Genomic DNA, 19,542 nt, shown 5'->3' with positions numbered 1-19,542 from the left:
GACATGGCACGCCGGAAGAACGACACCAAACGGACCGACCTGTCGGCCTTCGACCAAGCCGGAGCGCGGATCCTCGACAACCCGCTGACCACCGAGGTCGAGGACTCCTACCTGGAGTACGCGTACTCGGTCATCCACTCCCGCGCCCTGCCGGACGCGAGGGACGGTCTGAAGCCCGTGCACCGGCGCATCCTCTGGTCGATGTACGAGCAGAACCACCGGCCCGACCGCCCGTACGTGAAGTCGTCCCGCGTCGTCGGTGACTGTATGGGCCGCTACCACCCGCACGGTGACACGGCCATCTACGACGCGATGGTCCGGCTCGCGCAGGACTTCTCGCTCAACGCCCCGCTGATCGACGGGCACGGCAATTTCGGATCTCTGGATGATGGTCCGGCCGCGAGCCGCTACACCGAGGCTCGCATGTCGCGCGAGGCGATGTTGCTGGTCGGCGAGTTGGGCGAGGGAACGGTCGACTTCAAGCCCAACTACGACGGTTCCGAGCTGGAACCCAAGGTGCTGCCCGCCGCCTTCCCCAATCTGCTGGTCAACGGCACCTCGGGCATCGCGGTCGGCATGGCGACGAACATGATCCCGCACAACCTGGGTGAGGTCGTGGCGGCCGCCCGCCACCTGATCACCAACCCGGAGGCCGATCTCGACGCGCTGATGCGGTTCGTGCCGGGTCCCGACCTGCCGACCGGCGGGCAGTTGCTCGGGCTCGACGAGGTGCGGCGGGCGTACGAGACGGGCCGGGGCGTGGTGCGCATGCGGGCGCGGGCGCAGACCGGGCCGCTCGAGGGCGGCCGGGGGCGGCAGGCGATCACGGTGACCGAGCTGCCGTACGGCGTGGGCACCGAGAAGATCATCGAGGCGATCACCGACGAGGTGAAGGGCAAGATGATCACGTCGGGGCCGAAGCGGGGGCAGCGTCAGGCCGCGCGGCTCCAGGGCATCGCGGACGTCAAGGACCTCACCGACCGCGAGCACGGCACCCGGCTGGTCATCGAGTGCAAGGTGGGCGTCAACCCGCAGGCGCTGCTCGCCGACCTCTACCGGCTGACGCCGCTCGAGACGTCGTTCGGCATCAACAACCTGGTGCTGGTCGACGGGCAGCCGCGCACGCTGGGGCTCAAGCCGCTGCTCGAGGTCTTCGTGCAGCACCGCTACGACGTCGTCACCCGGCGCACGACCTATCGGCGCACCAAGCGCCAGGACCGGCTGCACCTGGTCGACGGCCTGCTCATCGCGCTGATCGACATCGACCGGGTGGTGGCGATCATCCGGGGCAGCGACGACGCGGCCGCGGCCAAGGCGTCGCTGATGAGCGAGTTCTCGCTCTCCGACATCCAGGCGACCTACATCCTGGACACTCCGCTGCGGCGGCTGACCCGCTTCGACCGCATCGAGCTCGAGACCGAGCAGGAGCGGCTGCGCGCCGAGATCGCCGAGCTGTCGCGCATCCTCGACAACGAGGACGTGCTCAAGAAGGTGGTCTCCGACGAGCTGGCCGAGGTGGCGAGCGAGTTCGGCGCGCCACGGCGCACCACGCTGATCGGCGGTGACCTCAAGGAGGTGCTGGCGGCTTCGGTGCCGGCGGGCCCGCTCGAGGTGGCCGACGACCCGTGCCAGGTGATCCTGTCGGCGACCGGGCTGATCGCGCGGACCGCGGCCGAGAGCGAGGAGGCCACCGAGGGCCGCCGCCGCTCGGGCCGGGTGAAGCACGACGCGGTGCACGCGCTGGTGCACTCGACCGCGCGGGGCCGGGTCCTGCTGATCACGAGCCGGGGCCGGGCGTTCAAGACCGACGTGCTGCCGCTGCCGGTGCTGCCCGAGCAGATCGGCACGGTGTCGCTGCGCGGCGGCGTGTCCGCGTCCGAGCTGGTGCCGCTGGAGAAGGGCGAGAGGGTGGTGGGCCTGGCGCCGCTGACCGGCGAGGGCCTCGGCATCGCGATGGGCACGAGGCAGGGCGTGGTCAAGGTGGTCGCGCCGGAGTGGCCGGTGCGCTCCGACGAGTTCGAGGTGATGACCCTCAAGGAGGGCGACGAGATCCTCCAGGCCACCTGGATCACCGATCCGGCGGTGTTCCTGACGTTCGTCACGTCCGACGCGTCGCTGCTGAAGTTCCAGGCCAAGAACGTCCGGCCGCAGGGGCTCAAGGGCGGCGGCATGGCCGGCATGACGCTGGCCTCCGGGGCTTCGGTGATCTCGTTCAACGCGGTGTCGACCACCGACGCCGAGCACGGCGAGCCGATGGTCGTGACGTCGACGGGCACCCAGGTCAAGGTGACGCCGTTCGCCGCCTACCCGGCGAAGGGCAGGGCGACCGGCGGCGTGCGGGTGCAGCGCTTCCTCAAGGGCGAGTCGAGCCTGCAAGTGGCGTGGGTGGGTCCCCGCCCGGTCGGCGCGAGCAAGACGGGCGACCCGATCGAGCTGCCCGAGCCCGACTCGCGCCGCGACGGCTCCGGCGAGGCGGTCCTCATGGGGCCGCAGATCGTCGGCCACATGATCGAGCGCGGCTGACCTTCGCCGGCCCGCCGCCCGCCGCTCCCCGCTACGGCAAGGGGCGGCGGGCGGCGAAGCCCAGGTCGCCGCGGTGGTACCAGTTGATGCCGGGCTCGCCCTCGAGCCAGCACAGGTCCACCTCGGCGCCGTCGAGGTCGGAGGGGAAGTCGACCAGCAGCGGGGCCAGGCTCTTGAGCACGGCGCCGGTCTGCTGGATCTCGGTCATCAGGTCGTCGAGGCGGGCCGTGGCGGCCTTGAGCTCGGGCAGGCCGCCGAGCGGGGACGGGCGGCCGCCGGCGTGCACGACCGCGCCCAGCTCGGCGGCGTCGGCGCGCAGCGTGATGATTTCGTCGAGCACGGGCCGCAGGCGGTCGAGTTCCGCGCGTGCCTCGTCGAGCGTGAAGAGCCCCATGACGACAAGCATGTCGCATCGACCGGGGTCTGGCTGACATCCTTCCCACGTTTCCGGTCGTGTTGTGGCAGCGGGCGTGTGCGGGGCGCGGGCGGAGCCTAGGTTCGGATCCGTGCCCGTCTTTCGCTTGATCGCCGCCGCGCTGGTGCTCGCCGTGCCGGCCGGGCCGCAGCCGCCGGTCGAGCGGCCGGGCCCGGTGCCGGTCATCTACGACAGCGACATGGACTTCGACGACGCGTCGACGCTGGCCTACCTGTGCGAGGAGCACAAGCTGGGACGGGTGGACCTGCGGGCGGTGACGGTGGCGAACAACGGCTTCGGGAGGCCGGATCGCACGCTGCGTCACGCTCGGAGCGTGCTCACGCAATGCGGCCTGCCGGGGGTTCCGGTCGCGGCGGGGGCGGCCGGAGAGGGAGTGCACCCGGCGCCGCCGGAGCTGGTCGCGACCATCGAAACGGTGTTGAGCGGGGCGCTGGACGACGGTGCGCTTCCTCCGTACGAAAGCTCGGTCAGTGCCGTTGATCTGATCGAGCGGACCGTCGAGCGGTCGAAGCGGCGGGTCACGATCCTGGCGACCGGGCCGCTGACCAACGTGGCGGCGGCGCTGGCGAGGCACGGGGTGGCGGGCCGGCTCGGCGGGATCGAGATCATGGGCGGGGCGCTGGCGGTGCCGGGCAACCTGTACGGGTCGGCGCTGCCGGGCTTCGACAACTCGCAGGAGTTCAACATGTGGATGGACCCGGTCTCGGCCCGGTCCGTCCTGCGGTCGGCACGGCCCGGCAGCGTGCGGCTCGTGCCGCTGGACGCGACCGCGGCCGTTCCGATCACGCAGGACTTCGTGGCCCGGCTGGCCGCCGACCGGCAGGCACCGGGCGCTCGGCTGGTGCACGCGATCGTCACGCAGCCCGACCTGAAGGCGCTGATCGACCTCGGGATCATGTACTGGTGGGACGCGCTGGCGGCGGTCTCGATGGTGCACGAGGGGATCGCGGAGTACCGGCCCGCGCGCATCGACGTGGTGCGGGAAGGCGTTCAGTCGGGGCGCACGGTGGTGGTGGCGGACGGCTATCGGGTGGAGGCGGCTCGGGGGGCGGACGGGGCGGCCTTCGAGGAGCGGTTCCTCGACTCGCTCAACGGCCGGCGCTGAGAGCGGGGTGCCGGGTCGCTTCATCGGCCGCCGGTGAGCGGGGGAGGTCGCCTCATCGACCGCCGCGGAGTGAGGGGTGCCGGGTCGCTTCATCGGCCGCCGGTGATGGAGGGGGCCGGCTGGGGGCCGCGGTCGCGGGTTTCGAAGGCCGGCTGGTGTGCGGTGACGGGGCCGGCCGGGCGGCGGGTGCGCTGGGTCAGGGCCACGCAGGCCAGGACCACGACGGCGGCGGCGATCGACAGCGGGGTGACGGACTCGCCCAGCAGGAGGGCGGACCACGCCAGCGTGAGCACCGGCTGGGCGAGCTGGATCTGGCCCACCCGGGCGATGCCGCCGCGGGCGAGCCCGGCGTACCAGGCGAAGAAGCCCAGGAACATGGAGACGGCGGTCAGGTAGGCGAACGACGACCAGCCGGCCGGGCCCGCGTGCGGCGGGGCCGCCGCGACGGCGGCGATCGTCACGGGGACGGTGACGGGCAGCGAGAGCAGCAGCGCCCAGCAGATGGTGCGGGCACCGCCGAGGCTGCGTGCCAGGGCGCCGCCCTCGGCGTACCCGAGACCGCAGAGGACCACGGCAGCCAGCAGGAACAGATCGGCGGGGGAGAGGGCGCCGCCGACGGCGCCGGTCGTCACCAGGAAGGTGACGACGGCCAGGAGGCCGGCGGAACTGGCGGCCCAGAACGCGAGGGGCGGGCGCTCGCCGGCGCGCAGCACGGCGAAGACGGCGGTCATCGCGGGCAGCACGGTGATGACCACGGCGCCGTGCGCGGATGTCTGCGTGGTCAGGGCGAGCGAGGTGAACAGGGGGAAGCCGACGACCACGCCGAGCGCCACGATGGACAGGCGCCGCCACTCGGGGCGCGACGGGCGTGGGGCGCGGGTGACGCGCAGGTAGATCGCCGCGAGCGCGGCGGCGCCGACGGCCCGGCCGAAGGCGACGAACCAGGGGTCGAGATCCTGGACGGCGACCCGCGTCATGGGCAGCGACAGGCTGAACGCCAGCACGCCCAGCGCGCCGAGGAGGAAGCCGGCCGTTACCGTCCCGGAGGCAGTAGCGCTACTCTGCTGTTTCATGAATGACGGTAACGCAGCGGCCCGTGTTATCCAAGATCTGCGGCGCGCGGCGGCGCGGGCGGGCGCGGGCACGAGGTTGCCGTCGGTGCGCGAGCTGACCGCCCGGCATCAGGCGTCCCCGGTCACGGTCGCCGAGGCGATCCGGCGGCTGGTGGCCGAGGGCGTGGTGGAGACGCGAACCGGCAAGGGCACGTTCGTGGCGGCCCGGCCGGCGGCCGCGGGCGTGCCGGACCTGTCGTGGCAGACCGTCGCGCTGGGCCCGCGGCCGGCCGGCGAGAGTGAGATGCAGGCGTTACTGGCGTTACCGCCCGCGGGGGCGATCCCGCTGTCCGGCGGCTATCTCGACGCCGACCTGCAACCGGTCGCGGCGCTGGGTGGCGCGCTGGCCCGGGCCGCGCGGCAGCCGGCGAGCTGGCGGCGCGGCCCGGTCGAGGGCCGCGAGGACCTGCGCGACTGGTTCGCCCGCGAGGCGGGCGGCGGCCTGCGCGCGGGCGACATGGTGATCTGCCCGGGCGGCCAGGCGGCGCTGTCGACGGCGTTCCGCGCGCTGGCCGCGCCCGGCGACACGGTGCTGGTGGAGTCGCCGACGTACCTGGGGGCGATGGCCGCTGCCCGAGCCTGCGGTCTGCGGGTGGTGCCGGTCCCGGCGGACCACGAGGGGGTGCGCCCGGAGCACCTGGCCGCCGCTTTCGCCCGCACCGGGGCGCGGCTGTTCTACTGCCAGCCGCTGCACGCGAACCCGACCGGCGCGACCCTGGCCGCGAGCCGCCGGGCCGACGTGGCCGCCGCCGTCCACGACGCGGGGGCGTTCCTGATCGAGGACGACTACGCCCGCGACCTCACGATCGACGGCGAGCCACCCCGGCCGCTGGTGTCCGACGACCCGGACGGCCACGTGGTCTACGTGCGCTCGCTGACGAAGTCCGCGGCCCCGGGTCTGCGGGTGGCGGCCATCGGCGCGCGGGGGCCGGCCGGCGCACGGCTGCGCGCGGCCCGGCTGCTGGACGACTTCTTCGTGGCCGGGCCGCTGCAGCAGGCCACATTGGAGCTCGTGACCGCACCGGCGTGGGCACGGCACCGCCGTCAGTTGCGCACGGCGTTGGGGACGCGGCGCTCGGCGCTGCTGGCGGCCCTGCACCGGCACGCGCCCGGCCTGGTGCCCGATCCGGTTCCCCGCGGCGGGTTGCACGTGTGGGTGCGGCTGCCGGACGGGCTCGACGACGTGGCCGTCACGACGGCGGCCGCCGCCGAAGGGGTGGTGGTCTTTCCCGGGCGGCCGTGGTTCGCCGCCGAGCCGCCGGCTCCGCACCTGCGTCTGACGTATGCCGCCGCGCCGCCCGCACAGATGGACGAGGCGCTGCGGCGATTGGCGCGGGCGCTCGGCCGGGGGTGAGGAGGCGGCGGCTCGGGTGCCTGCCCGGCCGCCTCGGCCTATCGACCGCCCGCGATCGCCGTGCCGCGGGCGACGATCTCGTCCACCGGCATGTCGATCAGGTGGGTGAGGAAGACCCACAGGTGGCCGAACGGGTCCCTCAGCATGATGGTCCGGTCGCCGTAGAACATGTCCGTCGGCGGTTGCATGGAGGTCGCTCCGGCCGCCACGGCCCGTTCGTGCAGGGCGTCGACCTCGTCGACATAGACGTGCAGGCCCACGGTTGTGCCGCCCGCGGTGCCCGGGGAGACGAACGGCGGGTACGCGTCGCCCACCATCAGCACCGAGGCGCCGATGCGCCGGCCGAGCGTAAAAGCTGAAGCTCACTTGAGATCAAGGGCGGAGGGCCGGGCCCGTTGCTCCTGTCCGAAATGCGCGTTTACTAGGGAAAGGGTGAGCGGGCGGGAGTAGCACTGTGGAGCGCAGGAAGTTTCTGGCCGGCGCGGCGGCGGTCGCGGCCGGGGTGCTGGTGCCGGGAGGGCCGGCCGAGGCGGCGTACGGCGACGCGCCGATCGTGAGTTATGACGAGGGCGGCGGGTTCGTGCCGGCGGGCTATGAGCAGGCTCGGCCGCCGCAGCTGGTGGTCTATCGGGACGGCACGGCGATCGCGGACGCGGAGAAGCGGCTGCGGCTGCGCGGCGAGGCGGTGGACGGGCTGCTGCGGCACGCGGTGCGGGTGCTGCGCGAGCCGGGGAACGGCAAGCTGCTGCTCGGGCCGGGGGACCCGCAGATCGCGGACGCGCCGACCAGTCACTTCGAGGCGCGGTGGCGGGGGCGGACGCTGCGGCTGGACGCGTACGCGCTGACGGCGTACCGCGAGTTCGGTGGTTATGCGAAGCCCACCTATGACCTGTACGACGAGCTCATGGCGTGCCGGGCGGGGGTTCGCCGGCGCGGGGTGGCTCATCGGCCGGACGCGGTGCGGCTGGTGGCCGTGCTGGCCGGTGGCGGGGCCGTGAGCGAGACGGCTCCGTGGCCGGCGGGGGTGGTACGGCCGTCGTTCGGGGCCGATGACTGGTGGAGCAGCCGGGACCTGCGGGGGCAGCGGGCGCGGGCGGTGGTCCGTGGGCTGCCGCGCAGGGACGTGTGGGACTGGCGGTCGTACCGGCTGCCGGACGGGCGCGTGGTGAGCGTGACCTGGCGGCGGCTGCTGCCGCACGAGTGAAGCGGGCACCGGCGTCGCGCTGGACGCCGGTGCGCTCGACGATCTCGGCCGGGGGCTACTTGCTGGGTTCCGGGACGTCGCACTTGATCTTCGGGTTGACGCCCATCCAGTTGAGCGGGCCGGCGACCACGGTGACGACGATCGTGCCGAACTCGGCGCAGCTGGTGTCGCCGGTGTCCTTGAAGTAGCCGCGTTCGTAGGCGGCGACGCCGCCGAGGACGAGCCAGAGAATGACGATCAGCCCGCCTATGGTGCCAAAGCGCATCGGGGCCTCCAGGGGTCGTGGGGATGACGCCGAGGTACCCCGATCGCTTTGATCTCTAAACGGCAGGGCGGACCGCCTGGAGGGTGTACGTGTGCGGCAGCCGCTCGGGGCGGTCGCGCAGCTGGAACTCGCCGTCGCCGGTGTCGTGCATGAGCCGCTCGAGCGCGTTCCACGGCACGGTCGTGTGCTCGACCAGGCCGGTGATGGTCATGCCGGCCTCCAGCAGCGCGGTGACGATCTCGCCGAGGCCGCGGTTCCAGGTGTGGGTGACGTTGTGGGTGAACGCCGCGTCGGTCGCCACGTACGTGCCGGGCTCGTCGTAGACGGCGGGCTCGGACGTCTCGAAGTACGGGTCGACGAGCACGAGCAGGTCGTCGTCGCGTTCGTAGTCGAGCGACCAGAGCACCGGATGGCCCTCGCGGAGGAACAGGCGGCCGCCGGGCCGCAGCAGGGCGGCCACGGTGCGCGCCCAGCGGCGGATGTCCGGCAGCCAGCACAGCGCGCCCACTCCGGTGTAGACCAGGTCGTAGCCGTCGCCGACCGCCTCGACCGCGTCGTAGACCTCCGCCTGCACGTAGCGGACGTCGGCGCCGGCCAGCGCGGCGATCCGGCGGGCCTCCGCCAGCGACTTCTCGGAGAAGTCCAGGCCGGTCATCGTCGCGCCGAGCCGGGACAGCGAGATCGTGTCGGTGCCGATGTGACATTGCAGGTGGACGCCGCGCAGCCCGGACACGTCGCCGAGCCGCGGCAGGTCGAAGCGCACCACCTCGCTCAGGTACGCCTTGTCCTCGGCGAAACGGCTGACGGCGTAGTCCGGCGAGGCCGCGTGGGCGGCCGCCCGCTCGTCCCAGTTGGCCCTGTTCACGTCGCGATAGTCGGTCACTCGGGCACGATAGGCCGCCCCCGGCACCGGCGCCTTCACATTTTCCGTGCGCATGGCGTTGAATGTCAGGTCATGGAGACCAGGCGGACGACCGTGCGGGACGTGCGCCGGGCGAACAGGGCGAGCTTGCTGACCGATCTGTTCCACGGCGGTCTGCAGAGCCGCCAGCAGCTTGCCGCCAGCACGGCGCTGAGCCAGGCCAGCGTCAGCAACCTGATCGGCGAGATGATCGAGGAGGGCCTGGTCGAGGAGGCCGGCCTGATCGGGTCCGACGGCGGCCGCCCCCGCGTGCTGCTCCGGATCAAGCCCACGTTTCGGTACGTCGTGGGCGCCGACGTGGCCGAGACGCGCGTGCTGGTCGAGCTGTACGACTTGTCGATGTCCCGGCTCGCGGCGGCGACCCTGGACCACGACGACGACCCGGCACAGGTCGCCGCGCGGCTGCTCGAGGGGCTGGCGAAGGTCGTCGAGGAGGCCGGGGTCGCGCCGGGAGACGTGCTGGGCTTCGGGGTGGGCGTGCCGGGCGTGGTCGAGGTGGACGGCGGTGTGGTCGACTCGCAGTCCACCGGCTGGGACGCGGTGCCGCTGGGCCGGATGCTGCGGGCCGGCACGGACGTGCCGATCTTCGTGGAGAACGGCGCGAAGACCCACGGCCAGGCGGAGATGTGGTTCGGCGCGGGCCGCGGCGCCCGGCACGCGGTCATCATCATGATCGGTACGGGGGTGGGCGCGGCCGTGGTGATGGACGGCCGCTCGTACCGGGGCGCGAACAGCAACGCCGGCGAGTGGGGCCACACGACGCTGATCTACAACGGCGACGAATGCCGCTGCGGCGCGCGCGGCTGCCTGGAGGCGTACATCGGCGCCGACCGCATCGGGGCCCGGCTGGCGGCCGCGCTGGGCGAGCCGTACACGCCGGACCTGCTGCCCCGCACGCTGGCCCAGGACGACCCGGCCGCGGCCGAGGTGTTCCAGCAGACGGCGGGCTACCTGGGCGCCGGCATAGCCGACCTGATCAACCTGTTCAGCCCCGAGCGCATCGTGATCGGCGGCGACACGGGCACGGCCTTCGCCACCCGCTTCCTGCCGGAGATCCGCCAGGCCGCGGCCCGGCACGCGCTGCGCCGGCCGTACGCGGCGACCAGCATCGAGGTGTGCCAGCTGGGCCGCGACGCGGTGGCGATGGGCGCGGCGACGCTGCCGATAGCCCGGCTGCTCGCCGACGGCGGTCTGCCCGAGCCGCCGGCGGAGCCGGTGATCGCTTTTACGCCCCGGCAGCGCGCAAGGCGCTGATGCTGTCGCGGAGCCAGAGGGCGCTCTGCTTCGGGGTGCGCTCCTGGGTGTCGTAGTCGACGCGGACGATGCCGAAGCGCTTGGCGTAGCCCTCGGCCCACTCGAAGTTGTCGAGCAGCGACCAGGCGAAGTAGCCGCGGACGTCGGCGCCCTGGTCGCGGGCCTCGGCCACGGCGGCTATGTGGGAGGCCAGGTAGGCCGTGCGGTCGTCGTCGCGGACGAAGCCGGTGGGGTCGGGGGTGTCGTCGAAGGCGGCGCCGTTCTCGGTGATGACCATGGGCAGGCCGGGGTAGTCGCGGGACAGGCGCACGAGCAGCGACGTGAAGCGCGACGGGGTGATGGGCCAGCCCATCGCCGTGCGCGGCGTGTCCGGCAGGACGGCGCGGACGACCGGCTCGCCGGTGGGGGAGTGGGTGTTGCCCTGCTCGTCGGTGCCGGCGAAGTCCTGGCCGAAGTAGAAGTTGACGCCGAGCACGTCGAACGGGGTGGAGATGATGTCCAGGTCGCCGTCCTGCACGGGCAGTGCCGAGCCGCGGGCGGCCAGGTCGGCCAGCACGTCGGCGGGGTAGCTGCCGTGGCGCAGCGGGTCGAGGTAGAGCCGCAGGCCCATGCCGTCGGCGCGACGGGCGGCCTCGTGGTCGAGGTCCGAGGGGGACAGCGGGTCGGCCGTGCCCATGTTGAGGGTGATGCCGAAGCGGTGGTCCTCGGAGCGCATCGCCTGCAGCGCGAGGCCGTGGCCCAGCAGCAGGTGGTGGGTGGCGGCGAGGGAGGCGTCGAAGTCGCGGCGGCCGGGCGCGTGCACGCCCACGTGGTAGCCGAGCCAGGCCGAGCACCAGGGCTCGTTGAGGGTGGTGAACGTGTCGACCCGGTCGCGCAGCTTGTCGAAGACGAGGGCGGCGTAGTCGGCGAAGCGGTAGGCGGTGTCGCGGGCCGGCCAGCCGCCGGCGTCCTCCAGCTCCTGCGGCAGGTCCCAGTGGTAGAGCGTCACCCACGGCGCGATGTCGTTGGCCAGCAGCTCGTCGACGAGGCGGTCGTAGAAGGCGAGGCCCTCGGGGTTGACCGGGCCGCGGCCGCCGGGCTGCACGCGGGGCCAGGCGACCGAGAACCGGTAGCTGTCCATGCCGAGGCTCTTGATGAGGGCCACGTCCTGGGGCATCCGGTGGTAGTGGTCGCAGGCCACGTCGCCGGTGTCGCCGTTGTGCACCGCTCCGGGCGTACGGCTGAAGGTGTCCCAGATGGACGGTGTGCGGCCATCCTCGGCGACGGCGCCCTCGATCTGGTACGCGGCGGTCGCCACGCCCCACGTGAAAGAAGGCGGCAGGCCGGTGACGAGCGGGGCGAGTTGAGGTGTGGATGTCAACGGTTCTCCAAGGCGGGGTGGAGCCAGCAAGCTACGGTGCGGCCCGCGGCGTTGGCGTCGGCCGGGGGACCGAGCACGGGGACGGTGGTCGGGCACGGATCGAAGGCCTTGGGGCAGCGCGGGTGGAACGAGCAGCCGCTCGGCATGCCGGCGAGGTCCGGCGGCGATCCGGGGATGCCGGCCAGCTCACGCTTCGGCCCGCGCAGGGCGGGGAAGGACCCCAGAAGCCCTTCGCTGTACGGGTGCAGCGCGTTGCGGTAGATCGTCGACGCCGGCGCCTCCTCGACGATCCGGCCGCCGTACATGATGGCGATCCGGTTGGAGAACTCGACCAGCAGCGACAGGTCGTGCGTGATGAAGATGACCGAGAAGCCGAGCCGTTCGCGCAGTTCGATGAGCTGGCCGAGGATCTGCCGCTGCATCACCACGTCGAGCGCCGTCGTCGGCTCGTCCATGATCACGACCTGCGGCTGGAGGATCAGGGCCATGCCGATCATGACGCGCTGGCGCATGCCGCCGGAGAGCTGGTGGGGATAGGCGTCCATCCGGTCCGGCGAGATGCCGACGAGCTTGAGCATCTCGCGGGCCCGGGCGTTGCGGCTGTGCTCGCTCATCGCCGGGTCGTGGGCCCTCAGCACGTCGGTGAGCTGGGTCGAGATCTTGTGCACCGGGTTGAGCGAGTTCATCGCGCCCTGGAAGACGATCGCGGTCTCGGCCCAGCGGAACTCGCGCAGCTTGCGGTCGGAGAGGGCCAGCACGTCGTACGGCGAGTCCTTCTCGGGGTGGTAGATCACCTGGCCGCCGGTGATGACGCCGGGCGGGGGCAGGAGCCGGGTGAGGCCGTACGCCAGGGTCGACTTGCCGGAGCCGCTCTCGCCGGCGAGGCCGAGCACCTCGCCGCGGTGCAGGGTGAGGCTGACGTCGCGTACGGCATGCACGGCTCTGTCGCCGAGACCGTAGTCGACGTCGAGGTTGCGGATCTCGAGCACGGGTTCGCTCATGGCAGCTTGGCCACCTCTCGTTGCACGGGCGTCGGCGCGGCGGCGCTGGACAGCACGGGCGTGAAGCCGATGCGCATCCGTACGGTGTGGCCGGAGGCCGTCTTGAGCTTGGTCTTGCCGGCGCTGCGCAGGCGCGGGCTGACGAACTCGTCGATGCCGAAGTTGATCAGGGAGAGGGCCGTGCCGAGGAACGCGATGGCGAGGCCGGCCGGCACGAACCACCACCACGCGCTCTGCGCGAGCGCCTGCTGGCCCTGCGCCCAGAAGAGGATCGTGCCCCAGTTCCAGCCGTTGTTGGAGACGATGCCGATGAACGCGAGCGTGATCTCGGAGAGCACCGCGAAGATGACCGTGCCGACGAAGCCGGAGGCGATCACCGCGGTGAGGTTGGGCAACAGCTCGAAGCCGATGATCCGCCACGTCTTCTCGCCGGTGGCGCGGGACGCCTCGATGTAGTCGCGCCGGCGCAGCGACAGGGTCTGCGCGCGCAGCACCCGGGCGTTCCACGACCACGAGGTGAGGCCGATGACCAGCGCGATAAGGGTGTCGCTCGCGTTGTTCAGGATCGACGTGATGATGATCATGAGGGGGACGGCCGGGATCACCAGGATCACGTTGGCGAACGCGGAGAGCACGTCGTCGGTCTTGCCGCCGAGATAGCCGGAGGTCACCCCGACCAGGATCGACAGGGCCGTCGCGATGACGCCGGCCAGCAGGCCGACGTACATGACGCTGCGGGTGCCGACCAGGATCTGGCTGAACACGTCCTGGCCGAGGTGCGTGGTGCCGAGCCAGTGGCCGGCCGACGGCGGCTGCACGAGGTCGTCGCCGCGGGCGCTCGGGTCGTACGGCGCCACCCACGGCCCGATGATCGCGAAGAGCACGTAGACGCCGAAGATGACCAGGCCGATCGCGGCCTTCTTGTTGCGGACGAACGTGAACCGCTGCCGCTTGCGCTTGGTCGGGTGGGCCTCCTCCGGCTGGGCCATCGAGCCCTGCCCGGGGATCACCTGCTCGATGCTCGAGGTGGGGATCGTCATCGCTCAGCCCTCCTTGCGGGTGCGCGGGTCGAGGAGCAGGTACGCCACGTCGGCCAGCAGGTTCGCGACCAGCACCGAGATGGTGATGACCAGGAAGATGCCCTGCATCAGCGGATAGTCCTTGGCGCCCAGCGCCTGGAGGAGGGTGAAGCCCAGGCCCGGGTACGAGAAGACGATCTCGACCAGCAGCGTGCCGCCGACGATGAAGCCGAGCGAGAGCGCGAAGCCGGAGACGTTGGGCAGCAACGCGTTGCGCGCCGCGTAGCTGACCGCGACCCGCCGCTCGGACAGGCCCTTGGCGTGCGCGACGGTGATGTAGTCCTCGGACGCGACCGTCACCATCATGTTGCGCATGCTCAGGATCCAGCCGCTGACCGAGGAGATCAGGATCGTCAGCGCGGGCAGCAGGCTGTGCTGGATGGCGCTGGGGATGAAGTACTGGTCCCAGGCCGGCACGAGGCCCGAGTCGAAGCCGCCGGAGGAGGGGAAGAAGCTGCCCGGGCCGGCGAGCAGGTAGATCGCGATGATGCCGAGCCAGAAGTACGGCACCGAGGAGAAGAACGTGGTGACCGGCAGCAGGCCGTCCGCCCACGAGCCGCGCCGCCAGCCGGCGAGCACGCCGAGGCCGGTGCCGAGCAGGAAGCTGATGATCGTCGTGATGCCGACCAGCAGCACCGTCCACGGCAGCGCCTGCGAGATGACCTGCGAGACGGGCGCCGGGAAGAAGGTGAACGACAGGCCCAGGTCACCCTGGAAGATCTGCTTCCAGTAGTCGAGGTACTGCTGCCAGAGGCTTTCCTGCTTGTCGAGCCCGAAGAGCACGTACAGCGACTGGATCGCCTCGCTGCTGAGCTGGCCGCGGTATTTCGCGATCAGCGACTGGACGGGGTCGCCGGGCACCAGGCGCGGGATGAAGAAGTTGAGCGTGATCGCGGCCCACGCGGTGAACAGGTAGAACGCGATGCGCTGGAGGAAGTACCTCATGCCGCCTCCGCCTTGTCGTAGAGCCAGCAGGCGGCCCAGTGCCCGGGAGCGTCACCGATCTCGAGCGGGACCGGCCGGTCGGTGGAGCAGCGCGGCATCGCGGCCGGGCAGCGCGGGTGGAACCGGCACCCCGAGGGCGGCTTGATCAGGCTCGGCGGCTCGCCGTTGCCCCGGTCCTCCTCCAGCGCGCCGGCGTCGCCGGTGAGCCGGTCCGGGTCCGGGGCCGAGTCGATCAGGAGCCGGGTGTACGGGTGCGCGGGCGCCTGCGTGACGGTCTCGCTGTCGCCGCCCTCGACCATGCGGCCCGCGTACATCACCAGGGTCTCGTCGGCGAAGTAGCGGGCCGACGCGATGTCGTGGGTGATGTAGAGGATGGCCAGGTTGAGGCGCTCCTTGAGGTCGCGCAACAGGTTGAGCACGCCGAGCCGGATCGACACGTCCAACATGGACACCGGCTCGTCGGCGAGCAGGGCCTCGGGCCGGGCGCCGAGGGCGCGGGCGATCGCGACCCGCTGGCGCTGACCGCCGGAGAGCTCGTGCGGGAACTTGTCGAGGTAGCGCTCGGGCGGGGTGAGGCTGACCCGGGTGAGCAGGTCGTGCAGCGCGGCCTCGAGCTCGTCCGCCGTCGACCCGGCGTTGCCATGAATCTTCAGCGCCCGGGTCAGGTGGTAACGGATGGTGTGCACGGGGTTCAGCGAGGCGAACGGATCCTGGAAGATCATCTGGACGCGCGCCGCGTACTCGCGGAACGGCCTGCCGCCCTTGACCCGGGTGCTCGCGCCGTGCAGCCGGATGTCGCCGCCGGTGCGGGGATAGAGCTGGGCGAGCAGGCGGGCCACCGTGGACTTGCCCGAGCCGGACTCGCCGACCAGGGCGACCACCCGGCCGCGGCGCAGGGTGAGGTGCACATCGTCGACGGCGTGCACCGCGTCGTGTTCCTTACGGAGGATCTGGCGTAGTCGCCGGCGGACGGGGAAGTGCTTGGTCAGGCCTACCGCCTCGAGCACCACCTCGCCGGAAGGCGCCTTGGTCGACGTCATCGGCGTTCCTTTGCAGACAGGGGGCGCCGCTCCCCGCGGACGGTGCGGGGAGCGGCAGGTCGGGCGTCAGGCGCCGGCGGGCCTGAGCTTGAGGACGATCTGGAGCGCGTACGGCTGGGTGGGCTGCGCGCCGGCGTAGGGGTCGGCGTCGGTCGGCCAGCCGGTCCAGTTCTTGTCGCTGTACGCCGCGCCCACGTTGTCGGCGCCGATGGGCAGCATCGGTGCCTGCTCCACGAAGACCTTCTGGATCTTGTTCATCTGCTCGGTGCGCTCGGCGTCGCTGGTCGCGTTGGCGTAGGCCTTGAGCGCGGCGGTCGCCTCCGGGCTCTTGAAGCGGCCGAAGTTGCCCTGCTGCGAGGCGGTGCCGACGGGCTTGAGCAGGTCGCCGTCCATGACGGTCTGATAGATGTCATACGGGGTGGCGCCGCCGTTGGTCCAGCGGACCGTGGCCTCGAAGGCGCCCTTCTGCACGTTGGCGTCCCACACGTCCTGGTTCGGCTTCTCGACGGTGGCCTCGATGCCGATCTCGGCGAAGTTGCTCTTCAGGATCTCGAGCGTGGTCTGGTAATCCGACCACGGCGCCGGGTCGCTGAGCTTGATCTTCACGGGCTTGCCGCTCGGGTCGGTGAGCGTCTTGCCGTTCAACTGGTATCCCGACTTCGCCAGAAGTGTCTTGGCGCCCTCGATGTCGACCGAGAATTCCTTGCCCTTGTACTCCGGGGCGATGAACGCGTCACCGGCGCCCGGCGGCAGGCCGGTCACGCTCTTGATCTCGGGGTGGAAGTAGCCCGCCTCGGCCTGGTTGAAGATGTCCGTGCGGTTGATGACCATGTTCATGGCCTGGCGCAGCTTCGGGTCGTCGAACGGCTTGACCGTGGTGTTGATGTAGAGGCCGTGGATGCCGAGCACGCCGGGCGCCCAGAGCTTGTGGTGGGCGGGGTCCTTGGCCACGAAGGTCTGCTGCGCGTTCGGGATGAAGACGAAGCTCCACTCCGACTCGCCGTTCGCGAGCGCGGTGGCCTGGGCGCTGTTGTCGGCGTACGAGACGTACCGCAGCTCCTTGACCTTGGGCAGGTCCTGCCAGTAGCCCGAGTCGCGGACGGTGAGCGTGACACCGGCCTGGGTGAAGGACTTCAGCGTGTACGGGCCGGAGCCGACCGGGTTCTTGTTGGTGTCGGTCGCCGGGTCAGCGATCTTCTCCCAGACGTGCTTCGGGACGATCGGGGTGTTCGCCAGGATCTTGTTCTGGTTGACGAACTGCGACGACTTGAAGGTGAGCTTGACGTTGCTGCCGGAGACCGTGATCTGGTCGTACGGCACCGCGTACTGGTTGAGCGCGTCGTTGCCCTTGATCAGCGTGTACGTGTACGCGACGTCGTCGGCGGTCAGCTTCTGCCCGTCCGACCAGGTGGCGCCGTCGCGGACGGTGATGTCGACGGACTTGTAGTCGTCGGCCCACTTCACCGAGCTGGCCAGCCAGGGGGTCGCGGGGTCGGCCGGCTTGACCGGGTTCCACTGGGTCAGCGGCTCGTAGATCATCCACTTGTAACCGAGGGCGTTGGCCGAGGAGGTGCCGGCGAACGGGTTGTGGTTCTCGGTCTGCGTGCCGTTCGGCATGCCGATCTTGAGGAAGTCGACAGCCTTGTTCGCGTTGGCGTTGTTGGCGTTCGGCGAGTCGCCGCACGCCGCGAGGCTGCCCGTGGCGACGACGCTCGCCAGGGCGACCGCGAACAGTTTCCTTCTCTGCATCGCTCAATCTCCTCATTTGTGTTGAAAATTTGGGCGTGCGGCATCGCGGCGCCTCGGGGAGGCGTCGATGGGCGCAGTTGTTCTACGCCGGGCCCGGCGGCCGGCGTTTCGCTATGTGCTCGTTGTCCTCAGAGGACGGTGGAGGCGCGGGGGGTGAAGGTGGTGGGAATGACGGTGGGGCGGTTGGGCAGGGGTGTGCCCTCGAAGTGGCCGAGGAGCGCGCGTGCCGCCGCCTCGCCCATCTCGCGCAGCGGTTGGTGCACGGTGCTCAGCGGCGGCTGGGTGTGCGCCGCGGTCGGGATGTCGTCGAAGCCGACCACCGCGACGTCCTGCGGGACGCGCTTGCCGTTGTCCAGCAGCGCCCGCATGGCCCCGATGGCGGCCAGGTCGTTGTGTGCGAAGACCGCGTCGAAGTCCACTCCGGACTCCAGCGCGGCCCGGACGCCGGCGGCGCCGGCCGCGGCCGTGAAGTCGCCGGTGCGCACCCGGTCGTCGGTGATCGGGTGGCCGGCCTCGGCGTAGGCGGTGGCGAAGCCGGTGAGCCGCTGCTGGGTGCAGCCGAAGCGGTCCGGCCCGGTGATCATCAGCGGCCGGGTGCGGCCGATCTCGAGGAGGTGGCGCGCGGCCGAGCCGGCGCCGTCGTGGTTGGTCGTGCCGATGCTGGGGATCTGGCCGGACGCCTGGTGGCGGTCGTCGATAAGCACCACCGGCAGTCCCCGGGCGTGCAGCGTGGCGATGTAGTCGAGGGTGCCCTCGGGCTCGATGACCAGCAGGCCGTCGAACGACTTCGCGGAGACCTGCGCGCCGAACTGGCGCATCGACTCCTCGCCGCGGTTGCAGGTGAACAGGAGCAGGCCGTACCGCTCGGTCTCGAGCACGTCGACAGCCCCCTGGATGACCTCGCCGATCCACGGCCAGGTGAGCGACGGCACGAGCATGCCGACGACCCGGGTGCGGCCGCGAGCCAGGCCGACGGCGCGGGCGCTGGGCACGTAGCCGAGCTCCTCGATCACCGCGCGGACCCGCGCGGCGGTCGACTCGTCCAGCTCGCCCTTGCCGTTGAGCACCCGGGACACGGTCGTCTTGCTGACCTTGGCCCGAGCCGCCACGTCGGCGATGGTGATCGGCACTTGTCCTCCGTGAGTTCTCGCCGCTGGTGTCACCGGAGCGTTGCCGCTAGGTTTCGGAACCGGTTTCGGGAGCGGTTCCGGCAGTTAACGCCAGTGAGGCCGGTCACGTCAACGGGGTCAAATCAATATTTAGGTTTCAGTGCGATTACGGCCGTCGATGGGAGCGCTCCATCGACGAGAATCAGGACGAAACAGTCGCGACCGTCGATGCGAGATGGGGCAGCACGATGCCCAATGGGGCATCCACGACGAGATCCGCGTACGGCTCGCCGCGCGTCACGCCGCGATTGACGATCGCCACCCGGATGCCGTCCTTCGCGGCCCGCAACACGAACCGGCGGCCCGACATGACGGTCAGCGAGGAGCCGAGCACCAGCAGGGTCCGCGCCCCGGCGACCAGGCCGAAACTGCGCGACACCCGTTCCGGCGGCACCGTCTCGCCGAAGTAGACGACGTCCGGCTTGAGCATGCCGCCGCAGGCCGCGCAGTCGACCACGGCGAAGCCGTCCAGCTCGGCGTCGTCGAGCTCCACGTCGCCGTCCGCGTTGATCGCCGTGGCCACGCCGGCGAAGCCGGGATTGGCCTCGTCCAGCCGCGCGGCCATCGCCTCGCGCGGGGTCAGGTCGCCGCAGTCCAGGCAGACGATGCGGGCCAGGTTGCCGTGCAGCTCCACCACGTCACGGGCGCCTGCCGCCTGGTGCAGGCCGTCCACGTTCTGCGTGATGATGCCGCGCACGGCGCCGGCCTCCTGCAGGCTCGCCACCGCGCGGTGACCGTCGTTGGGGCGGGCCTCGCCGATCGTGCGCCATCCCAGGTGGCTGCGCGCCCAGTAGCGGCGGCGGGCGATCGGGTCGCGGGTGAACGTCTGGTAGGTCATCGGCGTCGAGCGCCGGGCCGAGCCGGACGGGCCCCGGTAGTCCGGGATGCCCGAGTCGGTGGAGAGGCCCGCGCCGCTGAGCACCACCACGTCGCCGTCGGAGATCCAGTCCCCGAGCTCCGCCACCTGCCGCACTACCTGTAGGTCCACGGAACCAATAGTCCCTCGTCCGGTGACGAAACCGTG

Annotated in this window: 18 protein-coding genes; 5 read left to right on the top strand and 13 right to left on the bottom strand. The window is 71.5% G+C overall.

Annotation, left to right across the window (positions count from 1 at the left end):
- Positions 1 to 3: 3 nt before the first annotated feature.
- Positions 4 to 2,523 (top strand): DNA topoisomerase IV subunit A, encoded by a 2,520-nt coding sequence (locus Ade02nite_RS22935; protein ID WP_203767337.1) that lies wholly within the window; start codon positions 4 to 6, stop codon positions 2,521 to 2,523.
- Between the two features lie 31 nt (positions 2,524 to 2,554).
- Here the strand turns inward: Ade02nite_RS22935 and Ade02nite_RS22930 are convergent, their stop codons facing one another.
- On the bottom strand, positions 2,555 to 2,917 hold the full coding sequence (locus tag Ade02nite_RS22930) for a DUF2203 domain-containing protein (protein WP_203767334.1): 363 nt from the start codon (positions 2,915 to 2,917) through the stop codon (positions 2,555 to 2,557).
- A 112-nt stretch (positions 2,918 to 3,029) separates the two neighbouring features.
- Between Ade02nite_RS22930 and Ade02nite_RS22925 the strand changes: the two genes are divergently transcribed.
- Entirely contained in the window at positions 3,030 to 4,064 is a 1,035-nt protein-coding gene (locus Ade02nite_RS22925) for a nucleoside hydrolase (RefSeq protein WP_203767331.1), read from the top strand.
- 89 nt (positions 4,065 to 4,153) lie between these two features.
- Here Ade02nite_RS22925 and Ade02nite_RS22920 read toward each other — a convergent pair whose 3' ends face one another.
- Positions 4,154 to 5,137 carry a DMT family transporter gene (locus Ade02nite_RS22920; protein ID WP_203767328.1) on the bottom strand — a complete coding sequence of 328 codons (984 nt, stop codon included), beginning with the start codon at positions 5,135 to 5,137 and terminating at the stop codon, positions 4,154 to 4,156.
- Between Ade02nite_RS22920 and Ade02nite_RS22915 the strand changes: the two genes are divergently transcribed.
- Positions 5,136 to 6,530, top strand: coding sequence for an aminotransferase-like domain-containing protein (locus Ade02nite_RS22915; protein ID WP_203767325.1), 1,395 nt, complete (start codon positions 5,136 to 5,138; stop codon positions 6,528 to 6,530). The genes Ade02nite_RS22920 and Ade02nite_RS22915 overlap by 2 nt on opposite strands.
- Before the next feature lie 38 nt (positions 6,531 to 6,568).
- On the opposite strand, the gene Ade02nite_RS22910 is transcribed toward Ade02nite_RS22915, so the two are convergent.
- Complete coding sequence (locus Ade02nite_RS22910; protein ID WP_239168978.1) at positions 6,569 to 6,847, bottom strand: VOC family protein; 279 nt, start codon at positions 6,845 to 6,847, stop codon at positions 6,569 to 6,571.
- Between the two features lie 137 nt (positions 6,848 to 6,984).
- On the opposite strand from Ade02nite_RS22910, the gene Ade02nite_RS22905 reads away from it, so the two are divergent.
- The gene (locus tag Ade02nite_RS22905) at positions 6,985 to 7,734 is read left to right on the top strand and encodes a twin-arginine translocation signal domain-containing protein (RefSeq protein WP_203767302.1); all 750 of its coding nucleotides are present in this window, start codon (positions 6,985 to 6,987) and stop codon (positions 7,732 to 7,734) included.
- 55 nt (positions 7,735 to 7,789) lie between these two features.
- On the opposite strand, the gene Ade02nite_RS22900 is transcribed toward Ade02nite_RS22905, so the two are convergent.
- Positions 7,790 to 7,999, bottom strand: a complete 210-nt coding sequence (locus tag Ade02nite_RS22900) for a hypothetical protein (RefSeq protein ID WP_097328958.1) — start codon at positions 7,997 to 7,999, stop codon at positions 7,790 to 7,792.
- Positions 8,000 to 8,054: 55 nt separating this feature from the next.
- Positions 8,055 to 8,882: a class I SAM-dependent methyltransferase gene (locus tag Ade02nite_RS22895; protein WP_203767294.1), complete on the bottom strand. Its 828-nt coding sequence runs from the start codon at positions 8,880 to 8,882 to the stop codon at positions 8,055 to 8,057.
- Between the two features lie 72 nt (positions 8,883 to 8,954).
- On the opposite strand from Ade02nite_RS22895, the gene Ade02nite_RS22890 reads away from it, so the two are divergent.
- Positions 8,955 to 10,175: an ROK family protein gene (locus Ade02nite_RS22890; protein ID WP_203767292.1), complete on the top strand. Its 1,221-nt coding sequence runs from the start codon at positions 8,955 to 8,957 to the stop codon at positions 10,173 to 10,175.
- On the opposite strand, the gene Ade02nite_RS22885 is transcribed toward Ade02nite_RS22890, so the two are convergent.
- The 8 genes from Ade02nite_RS22885 to Ade02nite_RS22850 all read right to left on the bottom strand — a co-directional run bounded on the left by Ade02nite_RS22885 (position 10,147) and on the right by Ade02nite_RS22850 (position 19,515).
- Positions 10,147 to 11,535 carry a GH1 family beta-glucosidase gene (locus Ade02nite_RS22885; RefSeq protein WP_203767290.1) on the bottom strand — a complete coding sequence of 463 codons (1,389 nt, stop codon included), beginning with the start codon at positions 11,533 to 11,535 and terminating at the stop codon, positions 10,147 to 10,149. The genes Ade02nite_RS22890 and Ade02nite_RS22885 overlap by 29 nt on opposite strands.
- Positions 11,532 to 12,536 carry an ABC transporter ATP-binding protein gene (locus tag Ade02nite_RS22880; RefSeq protein WP_203767288.1) on the bottom strand — a complete coding sequence of 335 codons (1,005 nt, stop codon included), beginning with the start codon at positions 12,534 to 12,536 and terminating at the stop codon, positions 11,532 to 11,534. The genes Ade02nite_RS22885 and Ade02nite_RS22880 overlap by 4 nt, the downstream gene beginning before the upstream one ends.
- Positions 12,533 to 13,576: an ABC transporter permease gene (locus Ade02nite_RS22875; RefSeq protein WP_203767285.1), complete on the bottom strand. Its 1,044-nt coding sequence runs from the start codon at positions 13,574 to 13,576 to the stop codon at positions 12,533 to 12,535. Before Ade02nite_RS22875 ends, Ade02nite_RS22880 begins: the two co-directional genes overlap by 4 nt.
- Positions 13,577 to 13,579: 3 nt before the next feature.
- Complete coding sequence (locus Ade02nite_RS22870) at positions 13,580 to 14,560, bottom strand: ABC transporter permease (protein ID WP_203767282.1); 981 nt, start codon at positions 14,558 to 14,560, stop codon at positions 13,580 to 13,582.
- Positions 14,557 to 15,600, bottom strand: coding sequence for an ABC transporter ATP-binding protein (locus Ade02nite_RS22865; protein ID WP_203767280.1), 1,044 nt, complete (start codon positions 15,598 to 15,600; stop codon positions 14,557 to 14,559). The genes Ade02nite_RS22870 and Ade02nite_RS22865 overlap by 4 nt, the downstream gene beginning before the upstream one ends.
- Positions 15,601 to 15,666: 66 nt before the next feature.
- Positions 15,667 to 17,349: an ABC transporter substrate-binding protein gene (locus Ade02nite_RS22860; protein ID WP_203767278.1), complete on the bottom strand. Its 1,683-nt coding sequence runs from the start codon at positions 17,347 to 17,349 to the stop codon at positions 15,667 to 15,669.
- Positions 17,350 to 17,477: 128 nt separating this feature from the next.
- Entirely contained in the window at positions 17,478 to 18,479 is a 1,002-nt protein-coding gene (locus tag Ade02nite_RS22855; RefSeq protein ID WP_203767276.1) for a LacI family DNA-binding transcriptional regulator, read from the bottom strand.
- Positions 18,480 to 18,660: 181 nt separating this feature from the next.
- Positions 18,661 to 19,515 carry an NAD-dependent protein deacetylase gene (locus Ade02nite_RS22850; RefSeq protein WP_379036253.1) on the bottom strand — a complete coding sequence of 285 codons (855 nt, stop codon included), beginning with the start codon at positions 19,513 to 19,515 and terminating at the stop codon, positions 18,661 to 18,663.
- Positions 19,516 to 19,542 lie beyond the last annotated feature (27 nt).

The organism is Paractinoplanes deccanensis, from assembly GCF_016862115.1.
GTDB lineage: Bacteria > Actinomycetota > Actinomycetes > Mycobacteriales > Micromonosporaceae > Actinoplanes > Actinoplanes deccanensis.
Note: the sequence above shows the minus strand (reverse complement) of the source record. Positions and strands in the feature narration are given on the sequence as shown.